This is a genomic window from Nostoc sp. TCL240-02 (assembly GCF_013343235.1).
GTDB lineage: Bacteria > Cyanobacteriota > Cyanobacteriia > Cyanobacteriales > Nostocaceae > Nostoc.
On record NZ_CP040094.1, the window covers coordinates 5,946,013 to 5,971,155 of the forward strand.

Below are 25,143 nucleotides of genomic sequence, written 5' to 3' on the forward strand. Positions count from 1 at the left end.
ATTCACGACTTTCATGGAAATTTCCCCATTAGGGAGTAACCATAGTCTTCCCGTTTTTCAGCAAGATTATTTCAATGGGTCGCAGCGATCGCCCAGCGAAGCCGAATCTTTTCCCTTGGCGCTAGCAAGTCATAGAGCATCATGAGCATTGAGCGTCGGAGTCACTATCATCATCGTGTTATGAAGGTGGTGGGAGGAACACCGCTTACTAAAGAAAGTGTGGTTTTATCCACAAGAAGATAAAACCTCGGAGGATATGTAGAAAATTTTGTCTTTTAATGTTTGAGGTATTGATTTTTTGGGAACCATACATAAAGCAATTTAGGATGTTGGTGATAGTAAATTTATCGGATTATCTACCAGCAAGCGGCATTTAAATACCCAAATATATCCAGATATGAAAACAAAAATAATTACATATATCTATGCTTTTAGCTTCTTGTTTATTTGGAGTGCTTTTGCCGCTAAGATAATACTCCAGTTCTTGCTGAGTATAAAATTCATTCCGGCAGATATCTCTTATATGTTTATTAACGCAATTCCCTTTATTATTTTATTTGAGGTGGTTGTTAAAATAGCATTTCTTTCAACAATTTCTAGCAAATTAAAATTTGTTACCACACAGTTAGAAGCTCTATCTCAAATAGATAATAAGACTTTCAATTACTACACGAATTCTTTAGAGTCCCTCGGTTTTACTAGAATTAGCGACTTAGAACTATCAGAATCTACCCTTACTCTCGCTAGAGTTTTTTGCCATCCAAAACATCTTTGTTTTGCAGAAGTTGTGCAAACACCTGGGCGTTCATCAGTATTTTGTGATATTAGCAGTAGTTTAGAGCAAGAATGGTCAGTTAGTTTTAGAGATAATTCTCCTAATCTCGCTATTGTCTATGCCTTTTTACGCTGCCCAAGGGGGATAATTGTTGTTCAACAGGGAGTCGCTCCTGAAGAACTATTGCGATCGCATCTAAAATTTCGGCAGAAAATAATGCGTGATTTGAACTTACAGTTATTGCCAGATATTTCTATAGAAGCTTATTTTGATCAAGTGCAAAGAGGGAGGACATCTCAGAGAAAATTACTATCGCGCAAAAGTGTCATCATTGGAATGGTAGAAATGTGGCTCTTTCGCTTCAAAACTGAGGTTCAAAAGTCTCAATGGCTGGGAGATTATGCCCGTTTAGCAGCTAGAAAAGGCTAATATCAGTAAATCGACAGAGATTTTCTCATCTATAAACTGCTTTCAACCCCAAATCTGCTTCGATAATCTAGATGAATGTAAGTTATGGAGAATTTTACGATTCAGTAAGTAAATGCTGAAAGTAGTACAATTAAACTATAAGAAACAGAGAAATTCTTCATAGCTCTAGCTCTTGCTGTAACAACTCTGTAAGCTGATGTATGAGAGCGAATGAAGGCTAGCTATTATCTAGCAGACTGAAGGGGGTAGTTGTAGTGTTGTCATGTTTTAACGTAGCAGATTACTTTATCTGGTTAGCAAATGAAACAGGCTCTTTTATCAGTAATCTCAAGCTGCAAAAGCTTGTTTACTATGCTCAGGCTTGGCATCTTGCACTCAATGACACTCCTCTATTCCCAGAGGATTTTCAAGCCTGGATACATGGGCCTGTGATACCTGTGTTGTACCACAAGTATAAGCTTTTTGGATGGCAACCAATTTTAGAGGATGCTAACCCGGAATTACCCCAAGAGGTTCAAGAGTTTCTAGATGAGGTTGCACAAGAGTACTTTGCCTGCGATGCTTATGAACTAGAGCAGATGACTCATGCCGAGACACCCTGGAATTTGGCTAGAGTAAATGTACCACCTGACGAACCTTCCAACGAAGTTATTCAGAAACAGTGGATGAAGGAGTATTACGGATCTCGTGCCGAAGAAAAGGATTAAGAAGACTGAGGTTGCCAAAGACGGCACATCAGGTATTAAACTAACAAAGCTGATGCCTTGAGGTGGCTTCAGCTTTTCGTTTAAATATTATCAGGACAGTAACAGCAAGTTTTCTTGTAGCGAAAAAGAAGTAATTTACTGGCTGACATTGCTTGATCGATTAAAAGCTCTATCTAGCTTAACGGCTCAAGAGTTATTAGTGAACCGTAGCAGTACACTCAGATGCCATCGGGAGCATCTCACTTTTTAAAGTGGCTCAAACTGACAATAATCCATTGAGGTAAGCACAGCGATGGGCTAGGACTTGAGGCACATTTTCTCGTTTCCATTGTGCCCCGGAAATTTTTGTTCGACGGTCAACCTGTTTAACGGCAGATTCAACTGAACCTGAACCAATTGAACAAATTTCTTCAGCTTGATAATATTCGTAGTTGATAATGCGATTGCGATGCTTATCAAGATAACGGCAAAAGTTTTGTACTTGTTTGCCTTTACAATCTGTAAATAAGGCAATAGTAGCCTCAACTTGGCCTTTCCATAGTAGATTTTGTGCTTGTTTCAAGCGTTTTTGTGAACCCCCAACTTTGTGGAGGTTTTCTATTAAATGGAACCAATCAAGTATTTCTCGACGTTGTGCATCAGGTGCTAATTGGTCAATTATATTCCAAATGCCGTCATGTCCATCACCAATACAAGTGAGTGGGCTAGCCAGTGGTTGGTCATTAACCCAATCAATCACAATCTGATTATTCTGAAATGAAGTTCCCAAGATTCCGAGATGATGTAAGCTAATTGCTTTATAGCCAAGCCATGCACATATTTGACCTTTAGGAGTTCGGACACGGATGTTTCCACCATCGACGCTTAATTCTTCAATTGTCTGTTCTGGTGTTGGCAACTCAAAATTCTGGCGATGCACTAATCTCTGTTGACTGCTGTGAGAAACCTCTATGCCCGTAAAATACTTGATGTCTGATGCCGCATCTTCATAGCTGACATTCGCACTTACCCTCAAACAACAAGTTTCTAGATATGGACTCAGTTGAGTACTTGGTGCGACTTCTAATTCAATGGCTTGTTTGCTCGTTATTGCTAACTCTCCAAGAATGCTTTTGAGCCGTCGTTGGTATCCTGCGGTTGTCCCTGTAATCGTTTCGATAAAAAAACCCCTACTTCTGGCATAACATGCTTCTGCATTTGACTCCGCACTGCTTCTTCAATTGCTGCAAGATTTGTGAGCTTTTCTTTTGACGTATCTTCATACAATATTTTAGCAATCGCCTGAATATGTTTTTGAAGAGCTTGCTTTTGTTCTGGGGTCATCGGTAAGTAAATACACTCGTCTTACCTATCCTGACTGATTTTCGTCTTCTTTGCAAAAAACTGGGATGCTCCCGATGCCATCCCATCAAATGGGAAGATACCAGAGAGAAAGCATTTGGTTTGCCAAATGAAGAACAATTAGTTGACATACCCTATCAGTTTTCCATCTCCTCAAATGAACATGGTAGGGTTCATGGATTTTTTATTGACGAGATTTTCTACATTGTTTGGCTAGATCCAGATCATCTGCTGTACCCCGCAAAAAATTAAGGAATCCGATCTCATTGTTTTAGCAGGGTGGATCTTGAAGCGGACATGATGTAAAACCGCGTCCTATTTGGGGTAATAAGACACGGTTTCATAAAAGTATTTAGTTATAATATTACAAAAATCAAAGTAAGATTTGATTTATACCAAAGTAATCCATTTACTGAGATTTGTTTCCTGGTTGATTAACTTTCTCTGTTGTCGGAGAGATTTGGCGATCGTAGCTTGTCTTTTCTTGAGTTAGGGCGATCGCACTAAAGAAAATAGCACTTCCTATAGCCAAGGCTACCACAGGGCGCTTGAGCAAGACAAAATCTCTGATAATCCTAGCTAAAGGTCGGCTTTGACGACGTAGCGACGAAGCAATCATCAGTTGTCTCCAAGTAAACGGATCGCGGACATAATGACCGCTTTGGCAAACTACTAGCCGTTCTTGGCAATAAGGACAGCAAAATAAGCCCATGCGCGTTTTAATTGGTTTGGGTGTGGCATTTCTTTGGCAAATTGGGCAAGTAACATAATGATTATCAAAGGTGTGTATATTCATTTACCTCGTCCGCCTAGTCCATTTACTCGCTCTATAAGAATAGCTATATTGAATTCCGATCAATACTTAGCAGACTTCCAAGTATGGTTTGACAACAGCCATAAATCATACATACATTGTATTACTACCAAGGATGGCTCAATGGTCGCAACACGAGTATAGCTAGATTTAGGCAAGGATGACTCCTAGTTAATGTTCGCGGGTGCATCCACCTAGCCCACAAAAACTTTGTTGTCTCTAGAAAAAATAGTGTTGGCGCTCACTCGTACCCCACTAACGATTTTTGACCCTCAAATAACAATTGTCTCCCATTTAACCATTCTCCCCACAAAAATTTTGCACAATGACATTTTTTGCTAAAGCTTTGTAAATCAAGCAAATAAAGTCTACTTGTCTGGTTGCTAAATAATGGCTCACAATGAGAAGTAACAGATAAAAATTTAAATTTTTTCTTACATTTACCCCGCCTCTCAATGACTCTCCTGCCTCCCAGTCAACTGAGGAAGGTAACGGAACAACCTGCATTTCCTACACCTTCTGCTCATTTAGCTCACCTAATTAATCGTTTTCAACCATCCCCAGAAACAGTTGTCCTGTTTTTAGCCATGCTCATTGGCGGTGGTACGGGTATGGGTGTAGTCACCTTTCACTATTTAATCCAGTTGATTCACCAGTTGATGCTGGAAAATTTAATGGGTCAAATCGGTGTCTGGGGTGCTTGGACTTTAGCCTGCGTTCCCACCCTTGGCGGGTTAATCGTTGGCTTGATGCGCTGGCGCACTCAAGACTTTGGCCCTGGACTTTCATCTCTGATCGCCGCCTCTCAGGGAACAGAGATTAAGCGACCACTACGACCAGTTACGAAAATGCTGGCCGCATCTGTTTCTTTGGGGAGTGGTGCTTCTTTGGGCCCAGAGGGGCCAAGTGTAGAAATTGGCGCAAATTTTGGGATGTTGTTTTCTGTAATTCTCAATGTATCTCAAGAGCGACAACGTTTGCTGTTGGGTGCTGGCGCAGCGGCTGGACTGGCGGCGGGATTTAATGCTCCCATTGCTGGAGTATTTTTTGCCTTAGAGGTGGTGATGGGAGCGACATCTTTCGCTACTTCTGCGGTAAGCGTGGTGCTATTAGCGGCGGTGGTAGCAGCATTAATTGCCCAAATTGGTCTGGGGGCACAACCTGCTTTTGATTTACCTGCTTACCAAGTTCGCAGTCCTTTGGAATTACCCCTTTATCTTGGCTTGGGTTTAGGGGCCAGCGTTGTTTCTCTGGCTTATACTCAATCTATTCGTTTAGCAAAAGCCTGCTTTGCTGGAAAGGTTCGAGGTTTTGCCTTTTTGGGACGAATTCCTGAGCCAATTCATCCAATTATTGGCGGTGTGATAATTGGCGCAGTCGCTTTGCATTTCCCACAAATTCTGGGTGTGGGTTATGAAACTGTAGAAGCGATGCTTCAGGATGTGGAGTTTCCCCTTTTCCTCTTGGTGGTGCTGTTGGTGGTGAAGCTACTGATGACTGCAATTAGTACAGGTAGTGGTTTCATCGGTGGTTTGTTTGCACCAGCTATGTTTTTAGGTGCTTCTTTTGGTTCAGCTTACGCCAAACTTTTAGCTGTGGCATTCCCGACTATTTGCGATCAAATGGCGGCTCCCCCAGCTTACGCAATGGTAGGAATGGCAGCAGTACTAGCTGCTAGTGTCAGAGCGCCGTTAACGGCTATTTTAATGCTGTTTGAATTAACCCGTGACTATCGCATTGTTTTACCGTTGATGGCAGCTGTGGGTTTGAGTGTTTGGCTAGTGGAAAGGATTAAACCAACTTTTAACTCTAACTCTAATCTACAACAAATTGGTCTTTCGGAATTGAAAGATGAACAAGCGGAAATTGTGCAGAAAATTCTGGTAGAAGATGCTATGCACCCCTACCCAAAAAAATTACCTGCAACCCTTGGAGTTTTAGATGCAGCTGTGGAAATGATCCGCGATCGCACCCGGAGTGCTTTAGTAATTGATGCAGCCGAGCAATTAGTTGGTATACTCTCTCTGGAAGATATCAACCGTGCCCTTGCTCTTTGGCAAAGTTACCCAAATTCACTAACTGAAATTCCAGATAATTTATCCAGTCAAACTCTCATAGATATTTGTACTACTGAAATTCTCTATGCATGGCAAGATGAACTATTATCTGAAGCTTTAGATCGTATGAGTCTTCGAGGTTTACATCAATTACCAGTGGTAGCACGAGACAAACCCGATCGCATTTTGGGTTTACTAGAAAAAGAGCAAATTGCCTTAACCTGCAATTTAGCAGTTACGCGCAAGGCACTTCGCCACTATTTACCAATCTTACCCACTACAGATATAGTTATTAGTCATTAGTGATTGGTCATTGGTCATTAGTCATTGGTTTTCACAAAGGACAAATGACAATTGACTAATGACCATTTATTAAGCCGTGGCTTCTATGGCTTCATCACCTTCCCGATCTTCTGGATCTACCTGTCTTAGACGAATGTGCTTTTTGCCTAAAGTGATGATAAACTCATCTCCTGGTTTCAGATTCATCTGTTTTGTATAAGCTGAACCTATAAGTAAGTTACCATTCGATTGCACACTAATTCTATAGCTAGCACTACGTCCACCACGCCCATTAGCACTTGGTGTACTGTCCAACTGAATCCCTTCAGCATCAATTAGGGCATTTAAGAACTTCATCATATTGACGCGCTCTATACCGTTTTTAGTAACGGTATAGTAGCCGCACTTCTTGGCTTTGTCTTCTTTGCTCTCGTTCTCTAGCTCTTTGACTTTTTTGAGCAGTTCTTCACCGAGTAGGGGTTCAATTTTTTTCTGTTTAGGCATCAACTTAGATCAAAAATGGATGTTTGAAGTGTTGGAATCGATTTTATTTTAGCTGAGGTTGAGCTAATAGGAACATAATCCATTAGTTTTTATCTCAACCTAGCCAAGTATATTACACTCAGATGCACAATTGTTATGCCATTAACAATATTGTCAAGACAATCTATTTTAGAGAATGCTGCCAATGCTGATCGCTATATATAGTTTGTAAATCACTGCTAAACTATACTTGTTTAAGTTTTCTAAACTAACGCTCAAAAGATTGTTTATTTGCTGAGGATGATAATTGAGTTACAGAATGATAAGTAAAACTGATCCTTAGTTATTGGTCGTTGGTTATTGGTTATTTACAAAGGACAAATGACAAAGAATAAACAACAAAGCTTGCCAAAATGAAATTAACTACCAGAGGACACTATAGTGTTAAGGCGTTGCTAGATTTGAGTTTACAGCCAAAATATGGGCCTGTATCTGTAAGAGCGATCGCTAAACGTCAAGATATCCCTGCTCCTTATCTCGAAAAACTACTAATAGAAATGCGTCGTGCATCAATAGTTAAATCAATTCGTGGCAGCATCGGCGGATACCAATTGGCAAGAGAGCCTGCACAAATATCTATAGGACAAATTTTAGAAGCAGTTGGCGAGACTAGCCATTTACCTCATCACACCCCAGCACCTACACAAGCTGAAGATTGGGTAACATTTAGCCTTTGGCAAAGACTCAACCAAAAGCTCAAAGAAGCTTTGTACAGTATTACTCTGGCAGACCTTTATTACGATGCTCGTAGCTGGCAAGCTTCCCTTGGGGAAGAAGCTAGTTTTGTGGTTTAGCTAAGAGCAAAGCTGGAGACACTCCACCTCCGGTCAATAGCTTAAATATTGACTAGGAATTTTAGATTTTTTGGTTGATACCCCACCCGGTAATTCGTCCGCAACGCTTTCGTGAGGGGAACAAATCGAAAATCCTCAATTTCAAATCCGCCGCTTCTATGGATGCTCGTTCCTCTCTACAAGATGCTGCGCGTAGCTTCCTCCGCAGGAGTACGCTATGCGCCATCAGAGCCAAGTACTTGGATTTTGTAAGGCTACGTTAAAGTGGTCGGGGTCAATCCAAAATCCAAGTTGCGACTCAAAATCCAAAATCCAAAATTGATTGACCCTTGACTCGTGACTTATGACTGATAGCATCTATATCTTAATAATTGCTGCATTTTTAGATTACTTAATTGGCGATCCTTGGAATTGGCCTCATCCAGTACAAATTATGGGGTGGGTAATTTCCCACCTCAGCAAATTTTTTCTCCAATTGTGTAAAAATCCTTTTACACAACGCCTAGCTGGAATTGTACTAGGGATTATTCTAATAATTGGTAGCAGTCTTGTTGGTTTTTTGATTATTCAAAGTGCCAGATGTGTTCATCCGCTATTGGGAATTGCAATAGATACCATTCTTTTAGCTAGTTGTTTTGCTGGCAGAAGTTTGCGAGCAGCAGCAGTGGCTGTTTTACAACCTTTAACAGCAGGAGATTTGGAGAAAGCTCGGAAGATTTTAAGTAATTACGTTGGTCGAGATACCCAAAACCTCTCACAAGCAGAAATTTTGCGAGCCGTTTTAGAAACGGTTGCAGAAAATGCTACCGATGGAGTCATGGCTCCGCTTTTTTATGCAATTGTTGGTGTCTTTGTGCCAATTGTGGGGCCAACTCCCTTGGCGTTAGCATACAAAGCCAGCAGTACCCTTGATTCAATGGTGGGATACCGAGAAGCACCCTATACTTATTTTGGATGGTTTTGTGCGCGGTTTGAAGATTATTTAACTTGGCTACCTTGTCGGTTAACAGTCGTGACTCTGGCGCTGTTATCGGGTAAACCAATGCAGGTTTGGCGAATTTGTCGTCGGGATGCAATTAAGGATCCTAGTCCCAATTCTGGCTGGAGTGAGTGTGTCTATGCTGCTTTTTTGGGTGTGCAGATGGGAGGTACAAATTCGTATCGTGGGGTAGCTAAGTACAAACCACTGCTAGGAGACGCTATTTATCCCATTACTGCAACTTCTATTCAAAATGCTTTGCAGCTAACTCGATATTGTTTTTTGCTATGGTTAGGCATAGCGATCACAATATTCTTAATACTCCCAAACAAGTAAATTTAGGAGTTAAGAATAAAAACTTCTAAACTCTTGTACAGACGCGATTAATCGCGTCTCTGTTAACTCATCACTCCTAACTTATTATTCCCTATGTCTGCCAAAGTAGTTGAAATTCTCTCATCCGAAGAAATCCGTCGTACCTTAACTCGCCTGGCCTCTCAAATTGTGGAAAGGACACGTGATTTGTCTCAGTTGGTGCTTCTTGGTATTTATACCAGGGGTGCGTTATTAGCCGAATTGTTGGCACGTCAGATTGAGACACTGGAAGGTGTAGCCGTGTCAGTTGGCGCTTTGGATATTACATTTTATCGAGATGACCTCGACAAAATTGGATTGCGGACTCCAACGAAAAGTGAAATTCCTTTTGACCTTACGGGGAAAACGGTGGTACTCGTGGATGATGTGATTTTTAAAGGACGGACAATTCGCGCTGCTTTGAACGCAGTCAACGATTACGGTAGACCAGAGGTGATTCGTTTAGCTGTGTTAGTAGACAGGGGCCATCGAGAATTACCAATCCACCCAGATTTTATTGGAAAGAAGTTGCCTACAGCTAAAGAAGAAGTTGTAAAAGTTTACTTACAAAATTACGATGGACGAGATGCAGTAGAGTTGATTAGTCATTAGTCATTGCAAAACTCTTCCCCATTCCCCATTTCCCATTCCTCATCGCAAAATGGGACTGCCATGATGATGAACTAAATACCACTTTCCGCCAAGAAAGTGAAATATATTTGTAGCTGTTGATTGTGCCTCAAGTCTTCTCCCAGAAACAACTTGGAATACATTTTCTCTCAGCAAAATATAAGCAATATTATCAACTATTTCTGTAGCAATTATATCTGTGTTTATTTCGATATAAGCGGTGTTTTTAAATATCTGCTCCCAAGAGATGCGAATCTCCTTCCAACCTCGTAGTATATTACTTCCAGGATGAATACAAAAACTACCAGTTCCTTGTGACCATACGGCACTCATTATCTCAATATCTTTTCTTTCAAAAGCTCGATAAAAAGCTGCATTAGCCGCTAAGACTTCATCCTTTGTCATGGGGAATTTAATAGTTAGGAGTTAGGATTTACTAAATTATAACCCTCAAGTTTGACAAATAAATTAGTAATGCCCACTTGCCCTGAGCGGAGCCGAAGGGATGCCCAATACCCCATTCCCAATGCCCAATTTCCAATTCCTAAATCTTTTTAACTGTACTAATAATTTGCAATAATTGGCTAGCTGTATAAGGCTTGGATAAAAAGGCTTTGATGCCCATATCATAAGCTGTATTAACTTTATCAGTCGAAGTCAGTCCGCTAACGGCAATAATTTTGACATCTGGGTTAATTTTTCGCAGGGTGCGGATAGTAGTTATCCCATCCATAGACGGCATAACCATATCAGTCAAGACAAGAGATATTTCATCTCGATGTTCTGCATATAAGGCTATTGCTTCAATGCCATCACTAGCTGTCATTGCTTTATAATTATGGCTTTCTAAGGATGTTTTTGTCACGTCTCGAATGGCAGCTTCGTCATCTACAACTAAAATTAATTCTCCTTGTCCTGAAGGCAGTCCTGGATCTTCTTTTTCTATAGTTTCCGCCGCTTCTTGTGCTGGCAAATACACCTTAAATTGGCTACCTTTTCTCTGTTCGCTGCATACGTTGATAAAACCGCCGTGGCTTTTAATAATGCCAAGGACTGTAGAAAGACCAAGACCAGTACCTTTAGTAAGTTCTTTGGTAGTAAAAAATGGATCAAATATCCGATCTAATATTTCTGATTTAATCCCAATTCCTGTATCAGTAACAGTAATAACGACGTGATGACCAACTTTAGCTTCAATATGCATCTTGGTGTAATTTTCATCAATTAAGAGATTTTCCGCCGATATTTTCAAATTTCCACCATTTGGCATAGCGTCACGAGCATTAACACATAAATTCATCAGTACCTGATGCAGTTGGGTAGCATCACCAGATACAGTCCAAAGATTTGGCGAAATTTGTGTGGAAACTTCAATGGATTTGGGAAATGTTTCTCTAATAATTTGCTGAATTTCTATGATTAAATGCTTTAATTGCAATATTGTGCGATCGCCTTCAAGTCCGCGAGTAAAAGATAATACTTGCTTGACTAAATTTGCCCCGCGTTTAGTGTTGGTAATCAATATTGGCAACAGTCGCCGAGAACGCTCATCATGGACTTGTGCCTCTAACAGTTGGGCTGTCATCAAAATGGGCGCAAGAATATTATTTAAGTCGTGAGCGATACCACTGGCTAAAGTGCCAATGCTTTCCAATCGCTGGGCGCGGAGAAATTGCGCTTCAAGTTGTTTTTTTTGTGTGATATCAGTGTTAACAACGAGAAAAGATTGTGCTTTATTGCTGAATTCATGCACTAGTGTCCAACGGCTTTCGACAATAATTTCTTTACCTGATTTTGTTTTTTGCTGTAATTCGCCCTCCCAAGAGCCATTTTTCATCAAAATACTGAGTGCTTCTTGAACTTTAGACGGATGTTTTTCATGCCAGAGAGATCGTATTTTCTTATTGATCGCTTCTTCTTTTTTCCAACCGTACAGACTCTCAGCAGCTTTGTTCCAAAATAAAATTTTATCGTCTAGATCGCGCACAAAAATTGCATCGGTGGCAACATCTAGTAAAGCGGCTTGTTCGCGGATTTTTTGTTCTGTCTGTTTGCGCTCAATGGCGTAGCGGATAGAACGCTCTAACAAAGGTGCTGTCAACTGGCTTTTTTCAAGATAATCTGCGGCTCCGGCTTTCATCGCTTCGATATCTATTTCCCAGTCGCCCTGACCAGTAAGTAAAATTATGGGAGAAGAACAGCCGTTGGCTATTGCTTCGCGCAAAAGTTCCAGTCCATTGTGTGGCCCCAAACGGTAGTCTACAAGATAAACGTCATGTTGGTGGCAAGCGATCGCATTTCTTGCTGCTTCATAATTATTCACCCACTCCAACTCGCAGTCTGCTACCTGAAATTCACTGAACCAGTAACGAGTCAAAATATAGTCATCTTCGTCATCATCAATGAACAAAACTTTGATAGGGCTGTTGTCCATGTTTTTCTCCCACTGCTTCTAGTGGTAGTTTCACGATTTCAAACCAGTATTTGACTAGAGTGTCCATGACCTCGACTAATGAGGCAAAAGGCGCTGGCTTAATGATGAAGGAGTTTGCACCTAAATCGTAAGTATTATATATATCTTCTTCTCTTCGTGATGTTGTCAGTATTACAACTGGAATTTGCCGCAGCTGGGGGTCAGATTTTATCTCTTTGAGTGCCTCAATACCGCTAATTCTCGGTATATTCAAATCTAATAAAATCAAACCAGGATGCGGTAAACTGCTGCTATTAGCATATCGACCACGATGGTACAAATAATCCATCAACTCTTCACCATTACTCACGATGTATAGTTCAATTGGCACTTTACTTTCTGCCAATGCCTCACGAACCAAGATGCCGTCGTCTTCATCATCATCAGCCATTAAGATGGTGAGATTTCTTTTTCGACCCTCCACATCGTCTCCTTTGCAGTGATTTAGTATTATGAATCAAGTTATTAACCTGGCATAGATGGTAACTCTTCCGTTGACAAAAATCATTACTTATGCAATTTATTTGTTTAGGATATGAAAGTTTTATTTTTTTGCTAATAGAAGGCGATGTCTAACAACAAATAGCTGTGGTGGTAGCCAATAGCGTGAAATAATCGAATCTTATTAATAATTCACATTATGGTTGATTTGTACAATGCATAAGTCCTACAAATTACGAGTGGCAATTGTACAATTAAGCTCATTTTGGGATTTAGTATTAATCCCTCTCTAGGAATAAAAATCAAGAATGGGAATTAATTGACAATACGATTGTAAATTTTGCTCCTTGCCCAGCTTTGCTTTGGGCTGTGATATGTCCATGATGACGCTCAATTATTTTCCGGCAAATCGCTAAACCTATGCCAGTGCCTTCGTATTCAATGCTACTATGCAAACGTTGAAAAACATTAAAAATCCGATCAAGATATTTTTCTTCAAAACCAATCCCATTATCTTCTACGATGATTTGACAAAGTTCAGAATTACTAGATATGTTATCTGCTTGATTGTTTAATATTTTACTATAGATTTTGATGACTGGTGGTATTTGTGGGCGATGAAATTTGAGGGCGTTACCAATCAGATTTTGCAACAATTGACGCATCTGTATAGGATCAGCTTGAATAGTGGGTAACTCTCCTATTTCTACACTTCCTCCAGTTTGCTGCACATAAATTTCTAAATCAGACAATACCTCTTGGGCAATCTTTGTCAGATTTACTGATACAAAAGGTTGCGCTCTGGTAGTAACTCGTGAAAGTGTTAACAAGTCTTCAATTAATGTCTGCATTCTTGATGCAGCATTCTGCATTCGTTCTAGATAGTCACGTCCTTGTTCGCTTAATGTGTCGCCACAGGTGCTTTTGAGCCGATCGCCAAAGCTTTTAATTTTACGTAGTGGCTCTTGCAAATCGTGGGAGGCGACAAATGCAAATTGTTTTAGTTCTTCATTAGAACGCGTGAGTTCTTCTCTGTGCCGAGTTTCTTGTTCTAGGATGAGGCTCTGAGTTGAGGCAATGCCTATTTGATCTGCTAGCTGTCGTAAAAGTTCAATTTCCCAGCTAGTCCACTGGCGGGGATGGGCGCACTGATGGGCAATTAGCAGGCCCCACAGCTGATTTTTGAGGAAAATTGGGACTACAAGGTTAGCTTTAACGGCAAATCGTTGCAACAATTCGACGTGGCAAGGTTGGATCTCAGCTTCTTTGATATCGTTAATGACATTAATTCGTCCTTGGCGGTACTGCTCAATATAATCATCACGAAAGCAAGGGTCGAGAATTTGCTGCCCCAGTACAACAGGTAAACCAGGAACTATTGCCTCTTGAACCGCCATGAAAGAGCCATTTGGCTGTAGGCTCAAGATTAATACTCGGTCGGCAAGCAGTAGCTTTTGCACTTCTTTGACACTGGTTTGTAGAATTTCATCGATTTGTAAAGACTGACGAATTTTCAGGGTGATATTAGCGAATAGTTGCGATCGCAAATTTTGGAGTTCTAATGCTGCTTGGGCACGATCGCGATCGCGCAGTACGGCTTGCCGTTCGCTTATATCCATCATCGCGCCCATCATCCGCACTGGTTTACCTGTTTGGTCATGAACGACATAACCGCGATCGAACATATAGGCATAAGAACCATCGCTGCGACGAAAACGGTATTCATTTGACCAAAATTTTTCACCGCTATCTATTAGTGTCCGCGCTTGGGAGGCAATTCTCTGCCTGTCGTCTGGATGTATATGTTCATACCACCAATTAGCGGTAAATGTTATTTGCTCTTTCGAGTAACCCAGAAGTTTTTCTAAAGCTTGATTCCACCACACCTCATCAGTCAGCAAATCCCAGTCCCATAAAAGATCGTTGGTAGCATGGGCGACTATTTGAAAACGTTCTTCGCTCTGACGCAGTTGTTCTTCTGCCAGTTTCCGTTCAGTGATATCTGTATGGCAACTTGTCATCCGCACAACATTACCATCTTCATCCCACACTGCCTGACCGCGATCCAAAACCCATTTATAGGTGTCATCTTTGCACCGGACTCGATGTTCGCTGATAAAAAACGGGGTAATCTTAGCAAAGTGATCGGCGATCGCTTGTCTGACAAATCCAATATCATCTGGATGTACTCGTGTTGCCCATTCGTCTAAATGATTGGAAATTTCATGTTCTGCGTAACCAAGCATTTCTTTCCAGCGAGTAGAGAAATATACTTGATTGTTTTTAACGTTCCAGTCCCAAATGCCATCATTATTGCCCTGCACGGCTAACTGACAGCGTTCTTCGCTTTCTTTGAGTGCCTCTTCCACGCGTTGGCGCTCAATGGCTGTAGCGAGAACATTGGCAACGGCTTGGAGAAAAGAAATGTCATCTTTGGTAAAAGTGTGGTGTCTGGTTGTGTGTGCCCCAAAGACACCAAAAGGACGCTCTTTGCCATGAATCACTACGCTAATGCCGCTCACTACTTGATGTTCATGTAGCAGTGATGGCCCATTGAATCGCATTTCGGCATGGAGATCATCAACAATCACTGGTTCCTTTGAAAGCAGAGTATAACAAGCTTGAGAATTTATCTCCCCGCTCACGATCGCCTTTCCCACAAGTTCAGGTTGCCAACCGACTCCAGCACGTAGCAGCAATTTCCGATTATCTGGCAGGAGTTCCAAAATTTTGCAAAACTGAACTTTGAGACATTGGGCGACGATTGTTACAGATGAGTTCATCAGTGTAGTCAAATCTGCACCAGCTAAAGCCATTTGACTTAGTTCTGCCACCATTGCTTGCTGGTTAGCATGAACTTCTAACGCCTCCTCCGCTTGCCTGCGCTTAGTTATATCCATGTATACCCCAGATATTTGCACAGCCATACCAGACGCATCTACAAAGACAACTCCTTTGTTTGCTAAAAAACGAATTTTCCCATTGGGTAAAATAACTCGAAATTCAACTTCATATTTGGCTTTATCCTCAACAGCTTGCTGATGCGATCGCCTGACGAAATCGCGATCGTGGGGATGAATGGATTGCAGAAAAGCTTCATAGGTGTAGTTGAAAGTGCCTTTCTCTAAACCAAAAAGCGCTTCTAGATTATCTGACGAAGTAAGTTTGTTCGTCAGCAAATCCCAGTTCCAGATGGCCATGTGAGCGGCATCTAATGCCATCCTAAGTTGGACTTCTCGCAATTGTGCCTGTGCAGCTTGCTGTCTTAATTCCTGCATGGCATGATGAGCTTCCAAAAGACGGCGCAATCTTAGATGTAATATTGGCCATTGAATTGGCTTGGTAATAAAGTCAGTTGTACCCACAGCAAACGCCTTATCTACCATTGCCTGATCGGAAAAAGCAGAAATCATTAACACTGGTGTGTTTTTGCCATTGGAGAGTGCTTGCAGTTTAGCGCAGCAAGTAAACCCATCCATTACCGGCATCATAATATCCAACAGGACTATATCTGGTTGGAGGCGAGTATAGATAGCGATCGCCTCTAGCCCGTTACTTGCTTCTTCCACCTGATACCCTGCATCTGTCAATTGTTTACACAGATGCATTCGCATAAAATTGTCGTCGTCTACAACCAGAATCAGGTTATTCATTTGAGTTTATCCTGGGAGCGATCGCCCTTCATTTCACTTTTTCGCATTACTGTGAAGATGTCAACTAATCATAGCGAGGGGCAAGGGGGCAGGGGGCAAGGGGGAATTATTGAATAAGTCTCCCTTGTCTGCCTGCTCCCCCCTCTTTGTAGATTGCGGTTTTTGGCTAATCTACGGTTAAATGTCATGAAAGTTTGATATTTTTGCCGACACTCAACACCATGTCAGATCACATTGTCATGAAAGCTTGACAATATGATCCCAGAAAAGCTTATAAATTCGTAATATAGGCAAAAAAGCTATAGAAACCACTTGATCCCTAGATATGCTTAGTGGTTAATATTGACTTAACAAACGGAACTTCTTCGATCCCAAAGAAATGCTAATTTTGGCATAACTAGGAATTGCTTATGAAGTTACCTCAATTTAAAAACAGATTAAAAAACTTAAAACTGGGCAACACCAGGAGTCAGGAATAAGAAATTCATCTGGATGTGGATGATCTTTTACATAGCATTCTTTAACCAGGGGAAATCATTTACCGCTTACACTACTGGAGGCCAAATTAATGGCAAAAGAACGCCCGCCACTAGAGGAGATGACCTTACGGCAACTACGAAGAGTTGCCAGCGAATATAGCATCTCTCGCTATAGCCGAATGCGTAAATCACAATTGCTGGCATCAATTTTAGAAGTCCAGCGCAGCAAAAATTTGCTCAGTCCATCTCGTTCATTGGAGGCTCAAGAAACCGTGGAAGCTGCTAAGTTTGAATTAGGTCAGGAAGATCGTACAGGTGGATCTCTAGCTGATGTTGATGAAGGACTCGCAGATTTGCCTTCTGGCTATGGTGAAAGCCGGATTGTCCTGTTACCGCGCGATCCACAATGGGCTTACACTTACTGGGATATTCCCAATGAACATAAAGAGGAACTGCGTCGCCAAGGTGGACAACAACTCGCGTTACGGATTTATGATGTTACCGACATCAATATCGAATACCAAAGCCCTCACAGCATTCAAGAATATCCTGCTGATGAACTAGCTAGAGAATGGTATCTACCAGTTCCAGTTAGCGATCGCGATTATGTGATAGATATTGGCTATCGTGCTGCTGATGGTCGCTGGTTAGTACTAGCTCGTTCTGCTAGAGTACATATTCCCCCCGTCTATCCTTCTGACTGGATTGAAGATGTCTTCATCACTGTCAACTTTGAAGAAGATTTGCGCGGTAAGACTCAGTACGAACTAGTTCCCCCCGCCAAGAAAATTGCAGCTACCGCTAATGGTAATACTGTTGTCAATACCAACGGCAATCCTATCTACGACCAAATCTTTGGTTTAGCCGAATCTGCCGAAGCACAACGTGTTGCTGGTTCTATCTTCGGTTCCCAGCATCAAGTACCAGGTTCAGCGCGTCCAGAACAAGCCCTTAGTTCCTACATTTTCCCCTCTGGTGTGGGTATGTGGGCAGTTCCTACCGTCTCTGGCTTAACCGCCTCCGGTGCAGGAATGTCAGGTGTTGGCTTCTCCGCTTCCGCCGTTCCAGTGCGTCCGCGCCAATTCTGGTTAATTGCCGATGCTGAGTTGATAGTTTACGGTGCAACCGAACCCGACGCTACTGTAACCATTGGTGGCCGTCCAATCCAACTAAATCCAGATGGCACATTCCGCTTCCAAATGTCCTTCCAGGATGGTTTAATTGACTATCCGATTTTGGCTGTAGCTGCTGATGGTGAGCAAACTCGGTCAATTCAGATGAAATTTAATCGTGAGACACCATCTCGCAACACTAACACTAAAGAAGAAGCTGTTTTAGAATGGTTCTCTTAATTTGTAGTTATTCAGATTAATTTCAGACTGAAATTTTAAATTATTCCCCGCTATAGTAATTCTGTAGCGGTTTTTTTGTATTATATGCCAACAAAAAAATTATTTTTGTTATTTATCTTGATAATTGGCGCAAGCTTATTATCAGGTTGTCAAGAGATTGAAGCAAATTTAGTCCCTAAAGCATCTAAAACTTGCCCTGGCAAAGATCCTAAATTCAGTATTGACTTTTTTAAAACCAATAATCAAGGTAAAAAAAATCCCAGAGGGATTAACAATGTGATTATTTTTAATCCAAAATCAGCAGAATTAGATTTCAAAGTTAATGTTGGTCTATCTCATAAACTCTACGCCAAAGATGCCAGAGGTAAGCTGCGTAAAGAATATGTACCAAAACAGTTTCATGAACTCATTGGCGATGAGAATGCCAAATTGAACGGACAGCTACCCATTGCTGCAATTAATGCCGACTACATAGGTACTGATAATAAACCACAAGGTTTAAATGTCTCTCGTGGTATAGAGTATTCAGGAGCGTTTAAAAACAAGCGTTCTTCCTTTGGGATATCAGGAGGTACACCCAACCAAAGGCAGGCTACTATCCAAGCTGGTAAAAGACAAAACGATATTCTCAATTACAATTTAGTAGGCGGTAATGGCAGATTCTATCGTCAGGGTAAGTTTAAAGATATTTGTCAAGATTTGGGAGAATTTGCTTGTAAAAATGCCACCAATCGTTCTCTGGCAGCTATCACTACTCAAGGCTATGTAATACTATTAGTTAATGACTTGAAAGCTAATTCAGAGATTGAATTATCTCAACTTAATCAAGAGTTACTGCCAGATATGTTTGATAATATCTTACAAGGCATTGCTAGCAATAACTGTTTAGGTAATATTCAAGAAGGAATTTTATTTGATGGAGGTATGTCTCCAGGATTGTATTATAACCAGAAAACTTATGTAGAAAATCTTGGGCCAATTGGTTCAGTGTTTTTAATCTATAAAAAATAAAACATTAGAAAATTATTACACTATGGTATGAGATTGCTTGGGGCAATTCATGAATTGCCCCTACCTGTATTATTAGTTGAGATGATAGATGGATTTACGTCGTGCTGTAGTAGGTTTACTTCCATATAACTAAATTTTAAAATACTGACTCTTTAACTTTTCGCAAATTCTCTAGCTTGTTTGGATTTACCCAACGATTGACAAATTCATGGTTATGTTTGTATACCTTAATTTTTACTTGCTTAGAACTTAATTGAACTACTTCGGCGGGAATTCTTTGGACATCGCTAGAATCTGCACGAGCCTTGTAAAGCCAAATGACTTTTTGCCCTACTTGAAAGTAATCAGGATTGTTAGTTGAAGAAGGCGTTTTTTCTGCCCATGAAGGGAAAGCAACTGCTAAGTTGATTAAAAGTACTAACACCACTAGAGTAATTTGGAAAAGTTTCATAATCATTGCACTTGTCTTCGGTCTGCTGAAATAATCAATCTGCTGATCTAGCATTTAACTTATTCTCCTTTTTTCTTTTATCAAAGGTGAAAGGTAAGTACACTAAGAAAAATTATGCAAAACTATACGTGGTAGAGCAATAGCCATACGGAAAGACGCTTCTCTGCGAGACCTTTGGTAACTTGCTTCTCCGTAGGAGTATGCGTCTACAACAAATTGCCCCTACCTAAAAATCTTTCTTTTCGGCTATTGTTTGTATAAGTTCTGTAAAGTAAAAACCTCTACTAATTTCAGGATAAAGCGACCTAGAGAATAAAATCAAATATTCTTTTTTCTTAAAAAGATAACTTAAAGTTATTGTAAAATAATAATGCGATCGCTTGAGTTCACAATCTCTATCTCAGGAGCAGTAGACGCAAAAGAGCATTTTGTCGTAAAAATTGTTAATACGTGGCGCTTTATAAACTTGCATCTATATGGCTCATCGTGGAAGCCGATTTATGGCAAAGCAACCTAATTCGTGTCGCCATCTGGCAAGAGTTAAATCTGGCTGAAGAAAATTTTCTGCCTATTTTGGTGTTACTTTCCTAACAATTAATCTTTGCGAAAATGAATATGTAAAATCTTATATTTTAATAACACAGCGAATTAGTAACCTACTCAAGGAGTTCAGTGAACGAGTTTTAAATTTTTAAGAAAACAGACTTTTGAGAATAAGACTAAGTATTGTTTGTGAGTTCTGAATAAAAATTCACGTTTGTAGTTTGGAATATCTATCAGATAAGCTGACAATAGAAGATAGCTAAAATAGCAACTTACCTCTAAAATGACGATTTCAATGCTTTGAAAAGTCATGGACTTGGCATTTCAAAGCTGTATATGACCTTGAATATCCTCTAAAATAAGTGTGTAGGAACATAAAGTCTAATTTAGAGGGTGTTTTGACAAAATACGACCACAGATGTAGCCTGTAACCGACGCATGACCAATCGAGAGGAACTAATGAAGAACGAGTCAACGTCAGCAAGAAACGCCGACGTAAATTTACTTCTCGGCGGTGGTGAAATGGGTGCTAGGATGCGAGAAGTGGACTGGTCAAAAACCTCTCTTGGCCCAACACAGCAGTGGCCACAGAGTTTAAAGACTGCCGTGCGGATTATGCTAACTTGCCGCCAACCGATGTTTGTCTGGTGGGGCGAAGAACTCATAAACCTTTATAACGATCCTTATAAAGCTATTATTGGCGGCAAACATCCAGAAGCCCTGGGGCAGCCAGCTTCTGATGTATGGCGGGAAATATGGGATCAGGTAAGGCCTCGCGCTGAATCAGCGATGTTGAAGAACGAGGGTACTTATGATGAAGCGCTGCTGCTAATAATGGAGCGCAACGGCTATCCAGAAGAAACCTATTATACTTTCTCATACAGTCCAGTTCCTAATGACCAAGGCGACACAGGCGGGATAATCTGTGCCAACACAGACGACACTCAGCGCATCATTGGTGAACGTCAGTTAACACTTTTACGCGAACTAGCGGCTAGGACAGCAGACGCGCGGACATTCGATCAAGCCTGTACACTAAGTGCAAATTGTCTGGAAAGCAACCCTTACGATTTGCCTTTTGCAATGATTTATCTGGTTGATGCAGATCAGCAACAAGTTTTTCTGGCTGGAACGTGCCACATCGGTCAGAATCATGTAGCAGCCCCTGAAACAGTCGATCTCGATTCTGATTGCGTTTGGCCATTTGCGGAAGTTATCAGAACACATCAGGCCAAACTGATTTCTGATTTGGAAGTGTCTTTTAGTAGCTTACCCTGTGGTGTTTGGGAGCGATCGCCCCATCAAGCGATCGCAGTGCCAATTGCACCATCCGGTCAAACCGGAAAAGCTGGTATATTAATTGCTGGGTTGAATCCCTTCAGACTATTCGACGATAACTATAGAAGATTCATTGATTTAGTTGCGGCTCAAATTGCAGCCAGCATCGCCAACGCCCAAGCTTACGAAGAAGAACGCAAACGCGCCGAAGCCTTGGCAGAAATTGATCGCGCTAAAACTGTCTTTTTCAGCAACGTCAGCCACGAGTTTCGTACCCCTCTAACCCTCATGTTAGGGCCATTAGAGGAAACCTTAGCTAATTGTGCCAGCCTACTGCCAGCCAACGAACGAGAGCAGTTAGAAATGGTGCAACGGAATGGACTCCGCCTACTCAAACTAGTCAACAGCCTGCTAGATTTCTCGCGCATCGAAGCCGGACGAGTTCAAGCCTCTTATGAACCCACCGATCTGGCCACTTTCACCGCAGAACTAGCTAGTGTATTTCGTTCAGCAGTAGAACGCGCAGGGATGGAATTATCAGTCAATTGTCCTTCCCTTCCAGCACCAGTGTATGTAGATCGGGAAATGTGGGAAAAGATTGTTCTGAACCTGCTCTCGAATGCCTTCAAGTTCACGATGACTGGAAAAATCGCGGTAAGCTTACAGTGGGCAAACGACCATATTGAGTTTGCAGTCCAAGATACAGGAATTGGTATTCCAGCAGAAGAAATTCCCCATCTTTTTGAACGATTCCACCGCGTCAAAGGAGCACAAGGACGAACTTTTGAAGGGTCAGGAATTGGATTGTCACTGGTGCAAGAATTGGTGCAAATGCATGGGGGAACAGTCAAAGCAACCAGTGTTCTAGGAGTAGGCAGTTGCTTTACTGTATCAATTCCAACGGGATATGCTCATTTGCCTTCAGCCCGGATTAGTGCCTCTCGAACCTTAGCTTCAACTGCATTAGGTACAACACCCTATCTAGAAGAAGCTCTGCGTTGGCTGCCAGAAGAAGTAGGGATTGGGGACTGGGAACTAGGAACTGGGGAAAGGGAACTGGGAAAATGGGAAACTGGGGAAGGGACAAGAGAAGAGTTTTCCCAATCCCCAATCCCCATCGCCCCTAATCGCCAAAGGGGGCACCGAGTTCCCCAATTCCCAATCCCTCGAATTCTCCTGGCTGACGATAATGCAGATATGCGTGATTATGTCAAGCGGCTGTTAAGTCAGCAGTATGAGGTGGAATCAGTGGCGGACGGTTTAGCTGCTTTGGATTCGGCTCGTGGGCGTATCCCAGATTTGGTACTAACGGATGTAATGATGCCTGGATTAGATGGTTTTGGATTGCTGCAAGAATTACGGGCTAATCCGCAGACAAACAAAGTTCCAATTATTCTGCTGTCGGCGCGGGCGGGGGAAGAGGCACGGGTGGAAGGATTAGAAGCGGGAGCCGATGATTACTTAATTAAACCGTTCTCTGCTCGGGAATTATTGGCACGGGTGGAGGCAGCCTTAAAAATGGCTCGTCTGCGTGAGGAGGCAATGCAACGAGAGCAAGGGTTACGGATTGAAGCTGAGGTTGCAAAAGCACACTTAGAAACTGTCCTAGCTGGTATCCAAGACCAGTTTTTTGTGTTGGATCGGGAATGGCGTTATACCTTTGTCAATGATCGCCTAGCAGAAGTTGTGGGCATCCAAAAGGAAGAGTTACTAGGTAGGATCATTTGGGAAGTGTTTCCAGATGTGGCCAAAAGTGAGTATTATACCCAAGTTAATCGGGCGATCGCACAACAGACATTTGTTCAGTTTGAATACTTTTATCCCGCTTGGCAACGCTGGTTTGAGAATCGCGTTTACCCCTTTGGTGAAGGAGTAAGCATCTTTATTACAGAGATCAGCGATCGCAAACAGGCAGAGAAAGCCCTTCGTGAAAGCGAAGAACAGTTCCGCAACATGGCTGATAATGCCCCCTTCATGGTTTGGGTAACAGATAGCGATAGTTACTGCACCTATCTCAGTAAAAGCTGGTACGATTATACCGGTCAAAGCGATGAAACAGGTCTGGGATTTGGTTGGTTGAACGTCGTACATCCAGAAGATTGCGATGAGGTTAGGAATATTTTCCTGGAAGCTAGCAAGCGGTGTGAGGCTTTCCGTATGGAGTACCGCTTGCACCGCAAAGATGGCGAGTATCGTTGGATGATCGATGCTGCGAATCCTTGGTTTGGTGTGGACGGTGAGTTTAAAGGTTACATCGGCTCACTAATTGACATTACAGAACGCAAGACAGCAGAAGCCGAACGCGATCGCCTTCTAGAACTTGAGCAAGCTGCTAGAACCGAAGCCGAAACAGCCAACCGGATTAAAGATGAGTTTCTGGCAGTGCTTTCCCATGAATTGCGATCGCCTCTTAATCCGATTCTTGGTTGGGCGAGACTCTTACAAACCCGTGAATTTCAAGCAGCAGAGATCAAGAAAGCGATTGCAACCATCGAGCGCAATGCTAAATTACAAGCTCAACTAATTGAAGATTTGCTTGATGTCTCTCGGATCTTACAAGGCAAGCTCAACCTGAAGATGTTTCCCGTCAACCTAGTAATGGTGATTGAAGCGGGATTGGAGACAGTGCGTTTGGCAGCAGAAGCTAAAGATATTCAGATTCAGACAATGCTGGATGCTTCTTTGGGGCAAGTTTTGGGTGATTCCGGCCGTTTACAACAAGTAATTTGGAATCTGTTATCGAATGCTGTCAAATTCACTCCTGAAGGAGGACAAATAAATATTCAACTGGAACGTATTGAGACTCAAGCTCACATTACCGTCAGCGACACAGGTAAGGGAATCAACCCTGACTTTCTCCCTTATGTATTTGAATATTTTCGTCAGGCTGATGGCACGACAACGCGAAAGTTTGGTGGGTTGGGGTTAGGGTTAGCAATTGTCCGTCATTTGATCGAACTACATGGTGGCACAATTTGGGCAGAAAGTTTAGGGGAAGGACAAGGAGCTATTTTTACAGTTAGGCTACCCCTGATCAAAAAAGATTTAACCCCAAAACAACAGATAAATATCGATCCTTTAAATCCTTCTTCTCCAGATGAAATCCTTGCAGGCATCCAAATTTTAGTTGTAGACGATGACGATGATACCCGTGAGTTTCATACATTTGTGCTAGAACAGGCTGGTGCAAGGGTAATTGCTGTGGCATCAGCAAAAGATGCACTGCAAATATTTGCAGAGTTAGAACCAGATGTTTTGCTCAGTGATATTGGAATGCCAGAGACAGATGGCTATATGCTAATACGCCAAATTAGAGCATTGCAACCAAAGCAAGCTAAACAGATTCCCGCGATCGCTTTAACTGCTTATGCTGGAGAAATCAACCAGCAACAAGCAATCGCATCAGGATTTCAAAGGCATCTGTCTAAACCCGTTGAACCAGATGAGTTAGTCAAGGCAATTGCAACTTTGATTGGTCGAAATGGCTGAGTTTCTAAAAAGCAACGGGAAGGGTGCGGGGGCAGGGGGCAGGGGGAAAGAGAATACAGTTCAGATATGAGCAAAAGACTTGTAGAGACGGCGATTTATCGCGTCTCAAAAACCCAAAATTTTTGCCAGTAGACCTTAACCCAAGCGTATTGGGGGGAAAGAGGGTTTTCTGGTTATTGCACAAATGCGGTAATCATAACTAATTAACTAGATATGATATCAGCGATCGCTAAGATTGATTATCAGCAAAAAACTATTGAAAAATTTC

19 protein-coding genes are annotated in these 25,143 nt (G+C 41.7%); 11 read left to right on the forward strand and 8 right to left on the reverse strand.

What is annotated here, in order from left to right:
- Positions 1-13: 13 nt before the first annotated feature.
- The 3 genes from FBB35_RS35595 (at position 14) to FBB35_RS25380 (ending at position 1,911) form a co-directional block, all read left to right on the forward strand.
- On the forward strand, positions 14-145 hold the full coding sequence (locus FBB35_RS35595) for a hypothetical protein (RefSeq protein WP_302480932.1): 132 nt from the start codon (positions 14-16) through the stop codon (positions 143-145).
- A gap of 252 nt (positions 146-397) precedes the next feature.
- Complete coding sequence (locus tag FBB35_RS25375) at positions 398-1,204, forward strand: hypothetical protein (protein WP_174711934.1); 807 nt, start codon at positions 398-400, stop codon at positions 1,202-1,204.
- 254 nt (positions 1,205-1,458) lie between these two features.
- Complete coding sequence (locus FBB35_RS25380; protein ID WP_174711935.1) at positions 1,459-1,911, forward strand: Panacea domain-containing protein; 453 nt, start codon at positions 1,459-1,461, stop codon at positions 1,909-1,911.
- 256 nt (positions 1,912-2,167) lie between these two features.
- On the opposite strand, the gene FBB35_RS25385 is transcribed toward FBB35_RS25380, so the two are convergent.
- Both FBB35_RS25385 and FBB35_RS25390 read right to left on the reverse strand, forming a co-directional pair.
- Positions 2,168-3,234 (reverse strand): ISKra4 family transposase gene (locus FBB35_RS25385; protein ID WP_174708235.1). Its coding sequence is split into 2 segments (ribosomal slippage): positions 2,168-3,078 and positions 3,078-3,234, totalling 1,068 coding nucleotides; the frame shifts between segments, so codons are not numbered across the junction.
- A 427-nt stretch (positions 3,235-3,661) separates the two neighbouring features.
- On the reverse strand, positions 3,662-4,048 hold the full coding sequence (locus FBB35_RS25390; RefSeq protein WP_174711936.1) for a hypothetical protein: 387 nt from the start codon (positions 4,046-4,048) through the stop codon (positions 3,662-3,664).
- 473 nt (positions 4,049-4,521) lie between these two features.
- On the opposite strand from FBB35_RS25390, the gene FBB35_RS25395 reads away from it, so the two are divergent.
- Entirely contained in the window at positions 4,522-6,426 is a 1,905-nt protein-coding gene (locus FBB35_RS25395; RefSeq protein WP_174711937.1) for a chloride channel protein, read from the forward strand.
- A gap of 69 nt (positions 6,427-6,495) precedes the next feature.
- Here the strand turns inward: FBB35_RS25395 and FBB35_RS25400 are convergent, their stop codons facing one another.
- Positions 6,496-6,909 (reverse strand): AbrB family transcriptional regulator, encoded by a 414-nt coding sequence (locus tag FBB35_RS25400; RefSeq protein ID WP_012409420.1) that lies wholly within the window; start codon positions 6,907-6,909, stop codon positions 6,496-6,498.
- 392 nt (positions 6,910-7,301) lie between these two features.
- On the opposite strand from FBB35_RS25400, the gene FBB35_RS25405 reads away from it, so the two are divergent.
- From FBB35_RS25405 to pyrR, 3 genes are all read left to right on the forward strand, one after another.
- Positions 7,302-7,742 carry an Rrf2 family transcriptional regulator gene (locus FBB35_RS25405; protein WP_012409421.1) on the forward strand — a complete coding sequence of 147 codons (441 nt, stop codon included), beginning with the start codon at positions 7,302-7,304 and terminating at the stop codon, positions 7,740-7,742.
- A 343-nt stretch (positions 7,743-8,085) separates the two neighbouring features.
- The gene (gene cbiB / locus FBB35_RS25410) at positions 8,086-9,057 is read left to right on the forward strand and encodes an adenosylcobinamide-phosphate synthase CbiB (protein WP_174711938.1); all 972 of its coding nucleotides are present in this window, start codon (positions 8,086-8,088) and stop codon (positions 9,055-9,057) included.
- Between the two features lie 93 nt (positions 9,058-9,150).
- Positions 9,151-9,687: a bifunctional pyr operon transcriptional regulator/uracil phosphoribosyltransferase PyrR gene (gene pyrR / locus FBB35_RS25415; protein WP_114082469.1), complete on the forward strand. Its 537-nt coding sequence runs from the start codon at positions 9,151-9,153 to the stop codon at positions 9,685-9,687.
- 39 nt (positions 9,688-9,726) lie between these two features.
- Here pyrR and FBB35_RS25420 read toward each other — a convergent pair whose 3' ends face one another.
- The 4 genes from FBB35_RS25420 to FBB35_RS25435 all read right to left on the reverse strand — a co-directional run bounded on the left by FBB35_RS25420 (position 9,727) and on the right by FBB35_RS25435 (position 16,272).
- On the reverse strand, positions 9,727-10,110 hold the full coding sequence (locus FBB35_RS25420) for a nuclear transport factor 2 family protein (protein WP_174711939.1): 384 nt from the start codon (positions 10,108-10,110) through the stop codon (positions 9,727-9,729).
- A 139-nt stretch (positions 10,111-10,249) separates the two neighbouring features.
- Entirely contained in the window at positions 10,250-12,139 is a 1,890-nt protein-coding gene (locus tag FBB35_RS25425) for a response regulator (protein WP_174711940.1), read from the reverse strand.
- On the reverse strand, positions 12,105-12,602 hold the full coding sequence (locus tag FBB35_RS25430; RefSeq protein WP_174711941.1) for a response regulator: 498 nt from the start codon (positions 12,600-12,602) through the stop codon (positions 12,105-12,107). Before FBB35_RS25430 ends, FBB35_RS25425 begins: the two co-directional genes overlap by 35 nt.
- 319 nt (positions 12,603-12,921) lie before the next feature.
- Positions 12,922-16,272, reverse strand: coding sequence for a PAS domain-containing protein (locus FBB35_RS25435; RefSeq protein WP_174711942.1), 3,351 nt, complete (start codon positions 16,270-16,272; stop codon positions 12,922-12,924).
- Between the two features lie 568 nt (positions 16,273-16,840).
- Between FBB35_RS25435 and FBB35_RS25440 the strand changes: the two genes are divergently transcribed.
- A complete protein-coding gene (locus tag FBB35_RS25440; protein WP_174711943.1) occupies positions 16,841-18,103 on the forward strand; it encodes a DUF4912 domain-containing protein in 1,263 nt (420 codons plus the stop codon).
- A gap of 84 nt (positions 18,104-18,187) precedes the next feature.
- A complete protein-coding gene (locus FBB35_RS25445) occupies positions 18,188-19,114 on the forward strand; it encodes a phosphodiester glycosidase family protein (RefSeq protein WP_174711944.1) in 927 nt (308 codons plus the stop codon).
- Positions 19,115-19,250: 136 nt separating this feature from the next.
- Here FBB35_RS25445 and FBB35_RS25450 read toward each other — a convergent pair whose 3' ends face one another.
- Positions 19,251-19,619: a hypothetical protein gene (locus FBB35_RS25450; RefSeq protein ID WP_254625691.1), complete on the reverse strand. Its 369-nt coding sequence runs from the start codon at positions 19,617-19,619 to the stop codon at positions 19,251-19,253.
- Between the two features lie 396 nt (positions 19,620-20,015).
- Here FBB35_RS25450 and FBB35_RS25455 point away from each other — a divergent pair, with 396 nt between their 5' ends.
- Positions 20,016-20,156, forward strand: a complete 141-nt coding sequence (locus FBB35_RS25455) for a hypothetical protein (protein ID WP_174711945.1) — start codon at positions 20,016-20,018, stop codon at positions 20,154-20,156.
- A gap of 411 nt (positions 20,157-20,567) precedes the next feature.
- Positions 20,568-24,875: an ATP-binding protein gene (locus FBB35_RS25460; protein ID WP_174711946.1), complete on the forward strand. Its 4,308-nt coding sequence runs from the start codon at positions 20,568-20,570 to the stop codon at positions 24,873-24,875.
- Positions 24,876-25,143: the final 268 nt, after the last annotated feature.